At 72.6% G+C, this 15,139-nt stretch carries 8 protein-coding genes; 4 read left to right on the top strand and 4 right to left on the bottom strand.

Features of this window, described 5'->3' with window-relative positions; all coding sequences use genetic code 11:
- Positions 1–56: 56 nt before the first annotated feature.
- Positions 57–2,576 (bottom strand): ATP-dependent helicase HrpB, encoded by a 2,520-nt coding sequence (hrpB, locus tag IB242_RS16810; RefSeq protein WP_192282283.1) that lies wholly within the window; start codon positions 2,574–2,576, stop codon positions 57–59.
- 61 nt (positions 2,577–2,637) lie between these two features.
- Here hrpB and IB242_RS20865 point away from each other — a divergent pair, with 61 nt between their 5' ends.
- From IB242_RS20865 to IB242_RS16790, 4 genes are all read left to right on the top strand, one after another.
- Complete coding sequence (locus IB242_RS20865) at positions 2,638–5,124, top strand: ATP-binding protein (protein ID WP_192282281.1); 2,487 nt, start codon at positions 2,638–2,640, stop codon at positions 5,122–5,124.
- 333 nt (positions 5,125–5,457) lie between these two features.
- Positions 5,458–6,270: a TatD family hydrolase gene (locus tag IB242_RS16800; RefSeq protein WP_192282279.1), complete on the top strand. Its 813-nt coding sequence runs from the start codon at positions 5,458–5,460 to the stop codon at positions 6,268–6,270.
- A 660-nt stretch (positions 6,271–6,930) separates the two neighbouring features.
- The gene (locus IB242_RS16795) at positions 6,931–8,043 is read left to right on the top strand and encodes an efflux RND transporter periplasmic adaptor subunit (protein WP_225540799.1); all 1,113 of its coding nucleotides are present in this window, start codon (positions 6,931–6,933) and stop codon (positions 8,041–8,043) included.
- On the top strand, positions 8,040–11,111 hold the full coding sequence (locus IB242_RS16790; protein WP_192282278.1) for an efflux RND transporter permease subunit: 3,072 nt from the start codon (positions 8,040–8,042) through the stop codon (positions 11,109–11,111). The genes IB242_RS16795 and IB242_RS16790 overlap by 4 nt, the downstream gene beginning before the upstream one ends.
- 60 nt (positions 11,112–11,171) lie before the next feature.
- On the opposite strand, the gene IB242_RS16785 is transcribed toward IB242_RS16790, so the two are convergent.
- From IB242_RS16785 to IB242_RS16775, 3 genes are all read right to left on the bottom strand, one after another.
- Complete coding sequence (locus IB242_RS16785) at positions 11,172–12,986, bottom strand: aminopeptidase P family protein (protein ID WP_192282276.1); 1,815 nt, start codon at positions 12,984–12,986, stop codon at positions 11,172–11,174.
- A gap of 67 nt (positions 12,987–13,053) precedes the next feature.
- Positions 13,054–14,433, bottom strand: a complete 1,380-nt coding sequence (locus IB242_RS16780) for a sensor histidine kinase (RefSeq protein WP_192282274.1) — start codon at positions 14,431–14,433, stop codon at positions 13,054–13,056.
- Complete coding sequence (locus tag IB242_RS16775) at positions 14,423–15,121, bottom strand: response regulator (protein WP_192282272.1); 699 nt, start codon at positions 15,119–15,121, stop codon at positions 14,423–14,425. Before IB242_RS16775 ends, IB242_RS16780 begins: the two co-directional genes overlap by 11 nt.
- Between the last annotated feature and the right edge of the window lie 18 nt (positions 15,122–15,139).

Raw genomic sequence — 15,139 nt, 5'->3', positions numbered from 1 at the left:
AACGACGTCACGTCACGTGATCGACGACCGGCGGATCAGGCGACGACGTTCACCGCTCAAGTGCCGCGTGGCTTGGCCCGGTGCGTGGCGGTGGCGCTCCACGGATCGTCCGGCCAGGGATGTCGTGGATAGCGCCCCTTCATCTCCTTCTTCACCTCGGCGTAGGTGCTGTCCCAGAAGCTGCGCAGGTCGGCGGTGACCTGCAGCGGCTTGCCGCCGGGCGAGAGCAGGTGCAGCAGCAGCGGCACGCGGCCGTCGGCGACGCGCGGGGTGTCGGCCAGGCCGAACAGTTCCTGCAGCTTCACCGCCAGCACCGGCGGACGCGGGCTGCCATCGTGGTCGAGCGCGTAGTCGATGCGCCGCTCCATGCCGGACGGCACGCTGATCCGGTTCGGCGCATGCCGGTCCAGCAGCTGCCGCTGCGCCCACGGCAGCGACGATTTCAGCGCCTCGCCCAGTTCATCCTCGGCCAGTGCGTCGAGCCGGGTCTTGCCGGCGAAGGCCGGCTGCAGCCAGGCATCGAGCGTGGCCAGCAGCGCCGCATCGGACAGATCGGGCAGCGCCAGCTCGGGCATCCACTGGCGCAGCGCGACCGCACGCGCCTGCCACTGGCGCAGGCCCTCGGTCCACGGCAGCGCGTCCAGGCCGAGCTCGCGCACCGCGTCGGTCAGCGCGCGCGCGGCATGCGCCGGGTCGACCCGGCCGGCCGGGCGGCTGTCGAACACGATGCGGTCGAAACGCGATTCGCGACGGGCGACCAGCGCGCGTTTCTCCGCATCCCAGCGGACCACGTCCTCCTGCACGAACCGGTCGGCGAAGTCGGCGCGCAGGCGCGCTTCGTCGACCGGTGCGGCGCGCAGCAGCAGCGCGTCGCGGGCTTCGTGGCGCAGCTCGCTGGCGACCAGCCACGGCTCGCCGCGCAGGTCGCTGCTGTCGAACAGGCGCACGCTGCGGCCATTGGCCAGCAGGTAGCGCAGCGGATCGCTCGGATGCCGCGCGGCGATCCGGTCGGGGAAGGCGTGGGCGAGCAGGTCGCCGAGCACATGCGCTTCGATGTCCGGCGGCGGCGCGGCATCGCAGCGCAGTCGGCGGCGCCACTGTTTCGCGGCGGCGTCGATCGCGGCCAGGCCGCTGCGGTTGGCATCCGCCGGCGCGCGACCGCTGCGGAACGCGGCCAGCGCGCGCCAGCGGGCGGCGAGGGCATCGCCGCCCTGGCGCAGCGGATCGCGTGCCTCGACCAGTGCGGCCAGGTCGCAGGCGATCGCCTGTTCGCGCCCATCGCGCGCGGCCAGCAGCATCGCCGCCAGCCGTGGATGGGTGCCGAACGCCAGCATGCGGCGGCCAGCGGCGGTGATGCGGGCATCGCCATCAAGCGCGCCCAGCCGCTGCAGCAGGTCGCGCGCGGCGGCCAGCGCACCCGGCGGCGGCGGATCGGGGAAACGCAGCGCGTCGCTGCCCCAGGCGGCCAGTTCCAGCGCCAGCGACGCCAGCTCGACCTGGGCGATCTCCGCGCGCCGCTGCGGTTCCAGCCGCTGCGACTGCGGCCACAGCCGCCAGGCCCAGCCGTCGGCGACGCGGCCGGCACGGCCGGCGCGCTGGTCGGCCGAGGCCTGCGAGACCAGGCCGACCTCCAGCCGCGAAAAGCCGCTGTTCGGGTCGTAGGCGGGCTCACGCGCCAGGCCGCTGTCGATCACCACGCGCACGCCGGGCAGAGTGACCGAGGATTCGGCGACGTTGGTCGCCAGCACCACCCGGCGGCGGCCATCGGCGGCCGGTTGCAGCACCCGCGCCTGCTGGTCGACCGGCAGCTCGCCGTGCAGCGCCAGCACCTCGACGTCGGCCGGCAGCCCAGCCGCGTCGAGCGCGGCGTGGGCACGTGCGATCTCGCGCTGGCCGGGCAGGAAGGCGAGCACGTCGCCAGGATGCGCCGCCAGCGCCTGCTCGACCGCGCGCCGCAGCTGCGCCTCCAGCGCCTCGTCGCGGCGCGCCGGGAAATGCGCGATCTCGACCGGATGGCTGCGGCCTGCGCTGCTCAGCCGCGGCGCCTCGAGGAACCCGGCCAGCCGCTCGCCGTCCAGCGTGGCCGACATCACCACGATGCGCAGGTCCTCGCGCAGGCCGGCCTGCACGTCCAGCGCCAGCGCCAGGCCGAGGTCGCCGGCCAGATGGCGCTCGTGGAATTCGTCGAACAGCAGCGCGCCGACGCTTTCCAGCCCGCTCCCTCCCAATTCGGGATCGTCCTGCAGCATCCGGGTCAGGATGCCCTCGGTGACGACCTCGATCCGGGTCCGCGCCGACACCTTGTTCTCGAAGCGGATCCGGTAGCCGACGGTACCGCCGACCTCCTCGCCGAGCTGGCGTGCCATGAACAGCGCGGCGCTGCGCGCGGCGACCCGGCGCGGCTCCAGCATCACGATCTTCCGGCCTTGCAGCCACGGCGCGTCCAGCAGCGCCAGCGGCACCTGGGTGGTCTTGCCGGCGCCGGGCGGCGCTTCCAGCACCAGCCGCGGGTGTGCGGACAGGCTGTCGCGGATCTGCGGCAGCAGCGGGGAGATCGGGAAGGCGGGCGTACTCATGCGCGGCAAGGATACGGGCTGGCGCGTGCCGGTCGCGCCCGCCGCTCATGAACCACCGAGGGTGGCCGATAATGTGGCGACCTTCGTCCTGTGCCGGGCCAGCCTGTCCATGATTCCACCGCTTCCTGCTGCGAACAGCGGCTACCTCCAGCAGAACTATGCGCAGGCCGTCTCCGACCTGGCTGCCGCCGACGCCCGGCTGCAGGCCATCCGGGCCGACCTCGACCAGCACTACCCCGCCTGCGAACGGGCGGCCGAGGCGATGCAGCAGGCGCTGCGGGAGACGGTCCGCGAGCAGACCGCGGTGATCCTGCAGGATTCCCGGCGCTCGGTGCGCGGCAAGGCGCTGTCGCTGCGTGCGGTGAGCGCTGGCTGGAAGACCGGCCTGCTGCTGTGGCTGGCCCTGCTCGGCATCGGTCCGTGGCTGACGCTGAAACTGCTGCCGCTGTTCGGCACGCCGATGCCCTTCCTGCAATGGCTGTCGTTCCTGTCCCAGCCCTGGCACTGGGGTTTGAGCGGCCTGGTGTTCTACCTGGCCAACCTGCTGCCGTGGGCGCTGCTCTATGCCGGGCTGGTCAAGTTCGGCGGCTACCGCCTCTCGCGCAGCAACACGACCCAGTCGCGCGCGCTCATCCAGGCGTTCGGGACGTCGCGGATCAGCCTGATGCAGTTCGCCACGCAGCACAGCGGCGATGACGCCTATCCCTACCCGGCCACGCGCGCGCCCTGGCCCGAACGCGACGTGCTGGACAGCTGGCGCATCGATGCCGGCCATGGCGACATGCGCGGCGCCACCTTCGCCTGCTTCCACCTGCCGGCCGACCAGACCGCGCTGCACAGCCTGCTGCGGCTGGACGGGCAACCCGTGCTGGTGCCGATCAAGGGCCAGCAGGCGCCGCACGAGTGGCAGTGGCTCACCCTGCTGACCCAGCGCGGCGCCGCGGCGCTGGCCGCCCACGCTGCGCCGATCCGCGAACTGGCCGTGCATGCCGAGGCGCTGCGCAGCCAGCAGGCGCAGGTGCAGGCGCTGCAGCGCCGGGTCAAGACGCTGCATGACGTGCAGACCAACTGGACCGACGTGGCGATCGACGCCCCGGTCCTGGACCAGGTGCTGAAGCTGGTCGACCTGTTCGTCTCCGGCCGCAAGCCGGCGCCGAAGGGCATCCTGATGTACGGCCCGCCCGGCACCGGCAAGACCCTGATCGCGCGCAAGCTGGCCCGGCACGCAGGCTGCCATTTCGAGTCGGTGACCATCGCCGATCTCAAGGGCCAGCACATCGGCCACACCGGCCCGAAGGTGAAGGCGATCTGGGAGCGCTGCCGCAAGCACGCGCCGACACTGCTGTTCGTCGACGAGTGCGAAAGCGCGTTCGCGCGCCGCGGCGGCGTCGACAACGATCAGTTCGGCAACGAGCTGGTGCAGACCTTCCTGGCCGAGTGGGACGGCATCGCGCAGGCGGCCGGCAAGGTGTTCGTGATCGGCGCGACCAACCGCCGCGACATCATCGACGACGCGATCGTGTCGCGCTTCACCACGATGGTGGAGATCGGCCTGCCCAACGCCGAGGCACGGCGCCGGATCCTGGCCCACGAGCTGCACCAGGCCGGGATCGCCCTGGTCATCCCCGATGCGCTGGTCACCGAGACCAGCGGCATGTCCGGCCGCGACCTGCACACGCTGGTCGCCTCGATCGTCGCCGAACACCTCAATGGCGTGCCGGATGCCGACGCGCTGCTGGCCGCGGTGCGCCGGATCCGCGGCAAGGGCTCGACCCGGGTCAAGGCGCTGGGCTGGGACGACATCGTGCTGCCGCCGTCCACCCGCGAGGAGTTCGTCGGCCTGGGCAAGGAGCTGCGCAACGCCGAGCAGCTGGCCAGCCTTGGCATCCCCGCGCCGCGCGGCATCCTGCTGTACGGCCCGCCCGGCACCGGCAAGACCCAGATCGCGCGCGTGCTGGCCAGCCAGTCCGGGCTGGGCTTCGTCGCCGCGACCACCTCGGACATGAAGGCCAACTACATCGGCCAGTCCGGCAGCAAGGTCAAGGCGCTGTTCGAGAAGGCACGCGCGCAGGCACCGTGCATCCTGTTCATCGACGAGATCGACATCGTCGCGCCGTCGCGCGATGGCGGCGGCGACAGCTTCAGCCAGGAGATCGTCGGGCAGATGCTGCAGGAACTCGATGGCGTGGCCAGCAAGGACGGCCAGGTGTTCCTGCTGGCGGCCAGCAACCATCCCGAGCGCATCGACAGCGCGCTGCTGTCGCGGATGGAGCGCAAGGTCGAGATCGGCCTGCCGGACCGCGCAGGCCGTGCGGCGATCATCGCGCTGCAGCTGTCGGGCAAGCCGCTGGCCTTCGACCCGGCCGCGGTCACTGCGCAGCTCGCCGACCGCACCGAGGGATACTCCGGCCGCGACCTGCAGTCGCTGGTCACCCGCGCCACCCGCCGCGCGGTCAAGCGCGCGATGCTGGATGGCGACGATGCCAGCGCCACCCGGCTGGAACTGGGCGACCTCGAAGAGGCGATCGGCAGCGCAGAGCCGGCCTGACCGCACCCGCCGTGCCGGCATCGCCCGGCACGGCGAGTCCTGCAGGACATCGGAAGTCTGCAGGCACGCAGCACCTGCTCCAACGCTGTCGCGATGCAGCCGGATCGCACGTCGGGGCGAGGGGACCGCAGCACGGCGCGGATGGAGACCGTCCTCCATGGCGACCTGCTCACCGACAGCACACGCGTCGGCCGATACGTGCAACGGAACACTGGACCGGTTCGCGGCGACATCCGGACGCATGGCATCGGCCCGGTCGCTGCCGCGGGCGGCCGGAGCATCCACCGGCCAGCGACTACAATGCGCGCCTCCCACGGTTCCACGCCCTGCCCCATGCATCTGATCGACATCGGCGCCAACCTCACCCACGAATCCTTCGACCGCGATCTGGATGCGGTGCTGCAGCGCGCGCGCGATGCCGGCGTGGCGAAGCTGGTGGTCACCGGTGCCAGCCGCGAGCATTCGCCGAAGGCACTGGCCCTGGCCCTGGCGCATCCGGGCGTGCTGCATGCGACCGCCGGCGTGCATCCGCACCACGCGCTCGAATACACCGACGAATGCGACGCGGAGATGCGTGCGCTGCACCGGCATGCCGAGGTCGTCGCGGTGGGTGAGTGCGGACTGGACTACAACCGCGACTTCTCGCCACGCCCGGCGCAGCGGCGCGCGTTCGAGCGCCAGCTGCAGCTGGCCGCCGACCTGGTCGCCGCCGGCACGCCCAAGCCGCTGTTCCTGCACCAGCGCGACGCGCACGAGGACTTCATCGCGATGATGAAGAACTTCGAGGGGAAGCTCGGCCCGGCGGTGGTGCACTGCTTCACCGGCACCCGCGCCGAGCTGTTCGACTACATCGACCGCGACTGGTACGTGGGCATCACCGGCTGGCTGTGCGACGAGCGCCGCGGCCAGCACCTGCGCGAGATCGTCGGCAACATCCCGGCCAACCGGCTGATGGTCGAGACCGATGCGCCCTACCTGCTGCCGCGCACGCTGAAGCCGATGCCCAGGGACCGCCGCAACGAGCCGGCGTTCCTGCCGCACATCGTGGAGGAACTGGCCCGCGACCGTGGCGAGGACGTGGCCGTCACCGCGGCCGCGTCCACTGACGCCGCCTGCCGTTTCTTCGGGCTGCCTGCGCCCGGCTGAGGCCGCTCCCGATGCCGCGGCGGTCGGGGGATGCGCGCTGGATGAGGGTGCGCACCGCGTGTCGTTCGATGCCTGCCGCGTCGATCTGAACGATGGCGGTGCGGCGTCTGCTGAGCCGGCACGGATGCGCCACGGTCTTGCGCCCACGCATGCGGGATGCGGAACGGAACCCGACGGACGCCGTCCGCCCGCGTCGTGCAGTCGCGCTGTGACGCATTGAATCCCCCACCTGCCGGACGGCATGACCGCGACGAAGGCGCTGCGGCCAACGGCATGCGGGCGGCCGCGATCAGGCTGACGACTGTGCGCGCGGACACGGCGGGGGAAGGATCGAAGTCGACAGCGAGTCGATGCGAGACCTGGCAGGATCGCGCCTGCCGCCACGCGTGACATGGGTGATGCCGACCACGCGCGCACTGGCTGGTCGGCATCTCTCCCGCATCGCATGCAGGACACGACCCGCACGCGTTCCCGACCCGGCATGCCTGCCGGCCGCAGGCCCGGAACGGCACGGCGCTCCATCCCGCTGAAAGGATCGCCGTACGGTCCAGGCGGGGTCCCCGTCGTGCGCTGCGGACCGCGCGTCCGCCATGACGCCACGGCCGCGGCCTGTCAGTAGAATTGCGCCGCGCCGCTCCGGCCCTCTCTGGTTCCGAACGTATGTCGATGCGTCTGCGGGTGATGGTGTGCATGGCCGGACTGGCCGCGGGGCTGGCGGCCTGCGGTGGCAAGGACGCGGACGAGGACGCGCAGGACGGCGCCTCGACCCTAGCGGTCACCTTGGTGGCGGCGCAGCCGCAGACCATCCAGCGCAGCCTGCTGGTGTCCGGGCCGGTGTCGGCCTGGGAGGAGATGCAGCTGGGCGTGGAGATCAGCGGCGCGCGGGTGACCGCGCTGAACGTCGATGTCGGCCAGGCGGTACGCCGCGGCGACGTACTGCTGGAACTGGACCACCGCACGCTCGACAGCGACCTGCAGCAGGCCCAGGCCGGGCTGGCCGAGGCCGAGGCCGGCGTGGCCCTGGCCCGCGCCAATGTCGCCCGCGCCGAACCCCTGGTGGCCGACCGCTTCATCAGCGCGGCGCAGCTGGATGAGCTGCGCGCGCAGCGCACCCAGGCCGAGGCCCGCCGCAACACCGCCGCGGCCAGCCGCGATGCGGCCCGGCTGCGTCGCGATTTCGCGCAGCTGCGCGCACCGGCCGACGGCGTGATCTCGCGGCGGCTGGTGCAGCCCGGCCAGGTGGTCTCGGCCGGCACCGAACTGCTGCGGCTGATCCGCGACGGCCGCCTGGAATGGCGCGCCGAGCTGCCCGAAGCCGAGCTGATGCGGGTCGAGCCGGGTGCGGTGGTGGAGCTGCCGTACCAGGGCCAGACCATCGCCGGCCGGATCCGCGCAGTGACGCCCGGCATCGACAGCCAGACCCGCACCGGCACCATCTACGCCGACCTGCCCGAGCCCGGCCCGCTGCGCGCCGGCGTCTACCTGGAAGGCCGGATCGTCACCGGCAGCGGCCAGGCGCTGATGGTGCCCAGCGCCTCGGTGGTGCAGCGCGACGGCCACAGCTACGTGTTCACCGTCGACGAACAGCGCGTCGCGCACCGGCGCCGGGTCCGCACCGGCAGCGCGCTCGACGGCCGCACCGAGATCGTCGAGGGCGTGGCCGCCGGCGAACGCGTGGTCGCCCAGGGCGCCGGCTTCCTCGGCGACGGCGACACGGTGCGCGTGGTCGGGGACGGCGCCGCGCCGGCCGCGGGCAGGGCCGCCACGCCATGAACATCTCGGCCTGGGCGATCCGCCGGCCGCTGCCGGCGCTGATGATCTTCTTCGTGCTGTGCGTCTCAGGCCTGTGGGGCTTCCACCAGCTGCCGGTCGCGCGCTTCCCGGACATCGCCTTCCCGATGACCACGGTCACCATCACCCAGCCCGGCGCCTCGCCGAGCCAGCTGGAGACCGAGGTCACGCGCCGGGTCGAGGACTCGGTGGCCACCATCCCCAACATCAAGCGGGTGATGTCCTCGGTCAGCGAGGGCGTCAGCACCACCAGCATCGAGTTCCAGCTCGAGACCGACCTGGCGACCGCCCTGGACGACACCCGCGACGCGGTCACCCGGATCCGCACCGACCTGCCGCAGGACATCCAGGAACCGGTGATCTCCAAGGTCGACATCGGCGGTTCGCTGATGAGCTACGCGCTGGTCGCGCCGAAGATGACCCCGGATGAGGCCAGCTGGTTCGTCGACCGCGAGGTCAGCAAGGCGATGTACGGCGTGCCGGGCGTGGCCCAGGTGACCCGCGTCGGCGGCGTGCAGCGGCAGGTGCGGGTCGACCTGGATCCGAACGCGCTGCAGGCCTTCGGCGTCACCGCCGGCGACGTGTCGCGGCAGCTGGCCGCGATCCAGGTCGAACGCGCCGGCGGCAAGGCCGAACTGCAGGGCGCGCAGCAGGTGATCCGCACCGTCGGCACCGTGGCCGACGCGCAGGCGCTGCGCGACTATTCGATCAGCCTGCCCGACGGCCGTGCGGTGCGGCTGTCGGCGCTGGCCAGCGTGGCCGATGCGGCGGCAGATCCGGTCGAGGCGGCGATGCTGGATGGGCAGAACGTGGTCGCGTTCTCGATGTCGCGCACCCGCGGCTCCAGCGAGGTCGAGGTCGAGGAAGGCGTGCATGCCGCACTGGACGCGCTGAAGGCGCAGCACCCGGACATCGACTTCCGCCTGGTCACCACCGTCATCGACGAGACCCACCGCTCCTACGATTCGTCGATGACGATGCTGTGGGAAGGCGCGTTGCTGGCGCTGCTGGTGGTGTGGCTGTTCCTGCGCGACTGGCGCGCGACCTGGGTCTCGGCGGTGGCGCTGCCGCTGTCGATCATCCCGACCTTCGCGGTGATGCACTGGTTCGGCTTCAGCCTGAACATGATCACCCTGCTGGCGCTGTCGGTGGTGGTCGGCATCCTGGTCGACGACGCGATCGTGGAGATCGAGAACATCGTGCGCCACCTGCGCATGGGCAAGCCGCCGATGGAGGCCGCGCGCGAGGCTGCCGGCGAGATCGGTACCGCGGTGATCGCGACCTCGCTGACCCTGGCCGCGGTGTTCGTGCCGGTCGCGTTCATGCCCGGCATCGCCGGCAAGTTCTTCCGCGAGTTCGGCTGGACCGCGGCCACCGCGGTGCTGTTCTCGCTGCTGGTGGCGCGCCTGCTGACGCCGATGATGGCGGCCTACATGCTCAAGCCGCACGGCGAGGAGAAGCCCGAGTCGCGGCTGATGACCTGGTACCTGGGCTGGGTCGACGCGGCGCTGCGCCACCGCGCACGCACGCTGTGGATCGCCACCGGCCTGTTCGTCGCCTCGCTGGCGCTGATCCCGTTGATCCCGACCACCTTCATCCCCTTCTCCGACCTGGGCCGCAGCAACCTGAGCCTGGAGCTGCCGCCGGGCACCCGCCTGCAGGAGACGGTGGCGGTGTCCGAGCGCGCCCGCGCGCTCCTGCAGGACATGCCGGAGCTGAAGCAGGTCTACACCACGGTCGGCAGCGTGCTCGACCTCGGCGACCCGTCACGCACCGGCGTGGGCGAGCCGCGCAAGGCGACCCTGGTGCTGGACTGGGGCAACGCCGACGACCGCGAGCGCGACCAGAAGACGCTTGAGCGCGAGGTCCGCCGGCGCCTGGCCGACCTGCCCGGCGTGCGCGTCAGCTATGCCAGCACCGAGCCCGGCGAGCTGCTGCAGCTGGTCCTGGCCGGCGACGACCCGCAGCGGCTGCAGGAGGCAGCGACCGCGCTGGAGCGCGACCTGCGCCAGGTCAAGGGACTGGGCAGCGTGACCTCCTCGGCCTCGCTGCTGCGCCCGGAGATCCAGATCGTGCCGGACCCGGCGCGTGCCGCCGACCTGGGCGTGTCGACCGCGGACATCGCCGAAGCAGCACGCATCGCCACCGCCGGCGACTACGAACAGCGCATGGCCAAGCTCAACCTGCCCGAGCGGCAGATCCCGATCCGGGTCGGTTTCGCCGAAGCCACGCTGTCCAACCCGGCGCTGATCGGCCAGCTGCGGGTCCCCGGACGCAACGGTCCGGTGCCACTGGCGGCGGTCGCGCAGATCCGCGACGGCAGCGGGCCGTCGCAGATCTCGCGCTACCAGCGCCAGCGCAACGTCACCCTGACCGCCGAACTCAACGGCCGCCCGCTGGGCGAGGTGATGGGCGAGGTCCAGGCCCTGCCCAGCCTGCAGACGCTGCCGGCCGGGGTGAGCTTCCTCAACACCGGCGATGCCGAGGTGTTCGTCGAACTGTTCCTCGGCTTCGCGGTGGCGATGGTCGCCGGCCTGGTCTGCATCTACATGGTGCTGTTGCTGCTGTTCAACCATGCGCTGATGCCGCTGACCATCCTGACCGCGGTGCCGCTGTGCGCGGGCGGTGCGTTCGGCGCGCTGCTGCTGACCCAGAACATGCTGTCGCTGCCGGCGCTGATCGGCCTGCTGATGCTGATCGGCATCGCCACCAAGAACTCGATCCTGCTGGTGGACTACGCGGTGATCGCCGAGGACGAGCACGGCCTGAGCCAGCACGATGCGCTGGTCGACGCCTGCCGCAAGCGCGCCCAGCCGGTGATCATGACCACGCTGGCGATGGGCGCCGGCATGATGCCGATCGCGCTGGGCTTCGCCGGCGATTCCAGCTTCCGCGCGCCGATGGCGATCGCGGTGATCGGCGGCCTGCTCACCTCGACCCTGCTGAGCCTGATCGTGATCCCGGCCGCGTTCACCGTCGTCGACGACCTGGGCCACTGGATGACGCGGCGCTTCAGACGCAGGCCGGTGCCTGCGGACGGCACGCACTGAGATCGCATCGGCACCGCTGCCGTGGACGCCACGGCAGCGGACGCGGCGCTGCGGCCCCGATCAGCGCCGCAGCGCCGCGGTGACCCGCTGCATCCAGGCGGCGGCCTCGCCCTCCAGCAGCGGCAGCAGGCGTGCGCGCACCTGTGCGTGATACGCGTCGATCCATTCGATTTCGTCGGCGTCGAGCAGCGCTACGTCGATGCAGCGCAGGTCGAGCGGGCACAGGGTCAGCGTCTCGAAGCGCAGGAAGTCGCCGAAGCCGGCCTCGCCCGCCGGCACGGCCAGCACCAGGTTCTCCCAGCGCACGCCCCACTGGCCGTCGCGGTACAGGCCCGGCTCGACCGAGGTGACCATGCCGGCGCGCATCGCGGTATCGGCATGCGCGTCGCCGCGGTACGAAAAGCTCTGCGGCCCTTCGTGCACGTTGAGGAACCAGCCCACGCCGTGGCCGGTGCCGTGGCCGTAGTCCAGCCCATGCTTCCACAGCGGCGCACGCGCGATCGCATCGAGCAGCGGCGCACGGATGCCGTCCGGAAAGTGCGCGGACGACAAGGCGATCATGCCCTTGAGCACCCGCGTGCTGTCCTGCCGCTGCTGCGGCGTCGGCATGCCGACGGCGACCATGCGGGTGATGTCGGTGGTGCCGCCGTGGTACTGCCCGCCGGAGTCGACCAGCAGCAGGCCGTCGCCGGCGATCGCGGCGTGATGCCCGGGCGTTGCGCGGTAATGCGGCATCGCACCGTTGCCGTTGAAGCCGGCGATGGTGGCGAAGCTGGGGCCGACGTAGCCGGGCTGGCGTGCGCGCTCGGCGGCCAGCAGCGTGTCGATGTCCAGTTCGGTGAGCGCGGCGCGGTCGGCCAGCAGCGCATCGAGCCGGCACAGCGCACGGCACAGCGCGGCACCGTCGTGTTCCATCGTGGTCCGCAGCGCGGCGATCTCGGCCGGGCTCTTCACTGCCTTCAGCAGCTGCGAGGGATTGGTCGCCTCGACCAGCGCCACGCCGTCGGCGCAGTGCTGCAGCAGGCCGGCCGTGGTCCGCACCGGGTCGACCAGCAGCCGCGTGCTGGCCGGCAGCGCCGACAGCGCCGCCTCGATGCCGGCATAGGCCATCGGCACGACGCCATCGGCACGCAGCGCCGCGTCGATCGGCGGCGTCAGGCGCGCGGCGTCGACGTACAGCCAGGCCTGCTCCGGCCCGATCAGCAGATGCGCCAGGAACACCGGGTTGTAGTCCACGTCGGCGCCACGCAGGCCGAGCAGCCAGGCGATGTCGTCCAGGCTCGACAGCAGGTGCCAGCCAGTGCCGCGCAGCTGCATGCGCTCGCGCACCCAGGCCAGGCGGCGCGCGCGGTCGTGGCCCTGCACGCCATCGGGCAGCGCCAGCAGCGGCGTGGACGGACGCGTCGGACGCGTCTGCCAGACCGCATCGACCAGGTCCAGCGCGGTCTCCAGCTGCAGGCGGTGGCGCGTGGCGGCCGCCTGCAACGGACCGAGCTCGCGCCGCGCCAGCACCTGTCCATCCACGGCGATGCGGCCACCGGCGCCAGCCAGGCCGCACATCCAGTCGATCCACACCGGCGCGCGCGAGGCCGGCAGCTCGATCACGGCGATGCCGCTGCCGTCGAGCTGGCGCTGCGCCAGCGCCGTGTAGCGGCTGTCGACGAACAGCGCGGCCTGCTCCAGCCCGACCACCAGGGTGCCGGCCGAGCCGTCGAACCCGCTGAGCCAGGCACGCGCCTGCCAGCGCGGTGGCAGGTATTCGGACAGGTGCGGATCGGCGGTCGGCACCAGCAGCGCATCGATGCCGTGGTCGCGCATCGCCGCGCGCAGGCGCGCGATGCGGGTGGCGGGCGTATCGATGCCTGGCGCGCTCATGCGGACGTCGGACGGGTGGCGGGACGCAGATGCTAACGCGTCGGGCCGCGGCGCCCATGCCGGCACGTCATCCGGGCGCGGGCGCATCCCCGGCGGGCGGAAACCGCACAAGCGCGCGCACGCCGCCGCTGGGCGAGGCCGCGAGCACGAAGCCGGCGCCGTGGCGCGCGGCGATCTCGCGCACGATCGGCAGGCCCAGGCCGCAGCCGGCGCCGTCGTGCGCGCGGCGGTAGAAGCGCTCGACCACGCGCGGCCGTTCGTCCTCGGGAATGCCCGGGCCGTCGTCGTCCACGCACAGCACCACCGGCGCGGTCGCCAGCGACAGGGTGACCACGCCGGCGGGACGCCCGTAGCGCAGCGCGTTGTCGACCAGGTTGGCGACCAGCTCGCGCAGCAGCTGCGGATCGCCGTCGACCCACACGCCGGCATCGGGTCCGTCGTAGCCGAGATCGACGCCGCGCGCGATCGCATCGTCGGCGTGGCGTTCCAGCGCCTGCCGGCACAGCGCGGCCAGGTCGAGCCGCGCCATCGGCAGCGCATCGTCCGGCGAGGACTCGCTGCGGTTGAGCATCAGGATCTGGTGGGTGACGTGGCCGAGCCGCGCCAGGCCCTGCCCGACCCGCTGCAGCGCATCCTGGCGCGCGGGCCCCTCGGCCTCGCGCAGCGCGCTTTCCAGCTGCACCTGCAGCGCGGCCAGCGGCGTGCGCAGCTGGTGCGCGGCGTTGGCGACGAAGCGCTGCTGCGCCTGCTGGGCCTGGGCCAGGTGGTCGATCAGCGCATTGAACGCGTCCACCGCCGGCAGCAGTTCGCGCGGCGTGTCGCGCGGATCCAGGCGCCCGCGCAGGCCGGTCGGCCCCTGCTCGGAGAGCCGGTGCGCGGCCTGGTTGGCCGCGCGCACCGCCGCACCGATGCCGAACCGCACCAGCAGGCCGGCCAGCAGGAACAGCGCGGCCTGCAGCGGGATGCTCGACAGCAGCAGCTTGCGCTCCAGCCGCTGCCGCTTCTGGCGGGTTTCGGCGACGCGGATGCTGGGGCCGCCGGCCTCCAGCTGCACCTGCACCACGCGCACGCTGCGGCCATCGACCACCGCGTCGTAATAGCGCCGCTCCAGGTGTCCGCCGGCTGCCGGCGCCGGCAGCGCGGCGGTGCCGAACACGCGCGCGCCGGCGCCATCGCGCACGTCGATGTAGATGCGGTCCACGCTGTCCCATTCCAGCATCCGCAGCAGCGCCGGCGCCGGCGTCCAGCCCGCTGCCGGGCCATCGGCGGGCAGCGCCTGCTGCAGCGACATCGCCGAATCCCACAGCCAGCGGTCGTGCACTTCCTCGGCGTAGTGGCGGGCCAGCGCGAACGAGCCGACCGCGCCCAGCGCCATCACCAGCAGCAGCGGCAGCCACAGCCGGCGCAGCAGCAGCGCACGCAGGCTGTCGGGACGCTCAAACCGCATCGGGGCCGCCGGATGCCCCGGCGACCGGTTCGAGCCGGTAGCCGAGGCCGCGCAGCGCGCGCACGCCCACGTCGGCCGCGGCCGCCTCGAGCTTGCGCCGCAGCCGGCTGATGTGGACCTCGATCACCGACAGGCCGGTATCGGCGTGCCAGTCGTACAGCGCGTCGTACAGCCGCTGCTTGGAGACCACCCGCCCGGGCTGCTGCATCAGCGCCCCCAGCAGGGCCAGCTCGCGCGCGGTCAGCTCCAGCCGCTGCGTGCCGACCCGCGCTTCGCGCGCGGCCGCATCGAACGCCAGCGCGCCGTACTGCACCAGCGGCGTGCCGCCGCCACCGCGCCGCACCAGCGCGCGCAGGCGCGCTTCCAGCTCACCCAATGCGAACGGCTTGGCCAGGTAGTCGTCGGCGCCGGAATCGAGACCGCGGATGCGGTCCTCCACGCCATCGCGCGCGGTCAGCAGCAGCACCGGCGCGGCGAGCCCGTCGCGGCGCAGCTGCGCCAGCAGGTCCAGGCCGTCGATGTCGGGCAGGCCGAGGTCGAGCACCAGCGCGTCGTAGCCGGTGATCGCCACCGCCGCCGCCGCACCACGGCCTTCGGCCAGGTGGTCGCAGGCGTGCCCGGCCTGGGCGAACGCGCGGCGCAGGCCGTTGGCCAGTTCCAGGTCGTCCTCGATCAGCAGGATCCGCATTGCAAGCTTCGCGCAAGG

Origin of the sequence: Xanthomonas sp. XNM01 (genome assembly GCF_014851915.1) — a bacterium.
GTDB lineage: Bacteria > Pseudomonadota > Gammaproteobacteria > Xanthomonadales > Xanthomonadaceae > Pseudoxanthomonas.
The sequence above is the reverse complement of the archived record's forward strand: the minus strand, read 5'-3'. Positions and strand labels throughout refer to the sequence as shown.

Bases quoted from the DNA above. Each gene is read 5' to 3' on its own strand.
- IB242_RS16795 (WP_225540799.1), top strand. From the start codon at position 6,931: ATGTCGATGCGTCTGCGGGTGATGGTGTGCATGGCCGGACTGGCCGCG.
- IB242_RS16785 (WP_192282276.1), bottom strand. From the start codon at position 12,986: ATGAGCGCGCCAGGCATCGATACGCCCGCCACCCGCATCGCGCGCCTG.
- IB242_RS16780 (WP_192282274.1), bottom strand. From the start codon at position 14,433: ATGCGGTTTGAGCGTCCCGACAGCCTGCGTGCGCTGCTGCTGCGCCGG.
- IB242_RS16800 (WP_192282279.1), top strand. From the start codon at position 5,458: ATGCATCTGATCGACATCGGCGCCAACCTCACCCACGAATCCTTCGAC.
- hrpB (WP_192282283.1), bottom strand. From the start codon at position 2,576: ATGAGTACGCCCGCCTTCCCGATCTCCCCGCTGCTGCCGCAGATCCGC.
- IB242_RS16790 (WP_192282278.1), top strand. From the start codon at position 8,040: ATGAACATCTCGGCCTGGGCGATCCGCCGGCCGCTGCCGGCGCTGATG.
- IB242_RS16775 (WP_192282272.1), bottom strand. From the start codon at position 15,121: ATGCGGATCCTGCTGATCGAGGACGACCTGGAACTGGCCAACGGCCTG.